This window comes from Erwinia sp. MYb416, from assembly GCF_037479575.1.
Classification (GTDB): domain Bacteria; phylum Pseudomonadota; class Gammaproteobacteria; order Enterobacterales; family Enterobacteriaceae; genus Erwinia; species Erwinia rhapontici.
The window spans coordinates 801-1,557 of record NZ_JBBGYT010000156.1; the positions used below are offsets into that span (position 1 = coordinate 801).

Consider the following 757-nt stretch of genomic DNA (forward strand, 5'->3'; position numbering starts at 1 on the left):
GTATAAAACGCCGAGATCTGAATGGTATTCGGGTGTGCCATTGCCTTTTGTATCAGGTCATAGAACGGCTCATACCAGCTGTTAATCGCCACGCCGACCTGAACGGAAAACCAGGTGACAAAGATAATCAGCGCACTGCCGAGAATTGACCAGCGCTGCCAGGGATGCGGGCTGAAGAAAAACCAGCCTCCGGCAAATAGCAGCGTGGCCAGCAGGTAATAACTGTAGAAACCCAGTTCGCCGGGCGAGATAAAACGCAGTGCGTTGTTGGGCAACGTGCCTGGGGGGATCCAGGTTAAATGGATCATCAGATGAGCGAATTTGCTGTCGGCATAGCCAAACCAGAACAAAACGGCCAGCAGGCTCCAGATCGCCACGCTGCTGAAAAACAGCCCTGGCCTGGGAAAAAAGGATTTAAACATAGGCACTCCGCTGTCAATGTCTGGTGGTTATACCGCGATTGCCTGTGAGTAATCTCGTTACGGTTGTATCTATTAATGTCCGTGACGAAAATACTTTATTTCCTTTGGTTATTTATGCCATTAATTGGCCCGTACTCTTTATTTTGTGGAAGCGAAAAAACAAATTTACCTTTAAATTCGCGCTATATAGCGTGGTCTTCTGAAAATTAACGCTGAATATTTTTTAACCAAAGCCGATAACGATCAATGAACTGCTGTGAATCGATTGAATTAGCTTGAATTGGCTGATGTTTTCGGTTTATACCCGTGTGGCTTGAGCACACTGAAAGACAAGA

Annotated in this window: 1 protein-coding gene; it reads right to left on the minus strand. The window is 46.2% G+C overall.

Translation table 11 applies throughout. The features are described from left to right. Window positions 1–422 (minus strand): SbmA/BacA-like family transporter (locus WH277_RS01495; protein ID WP_339503965.1); only part of this gene is annotated, 422 nt, incomplete at its 3' end. Window positions 423–757: the final 335 nt, after the last annotated feature.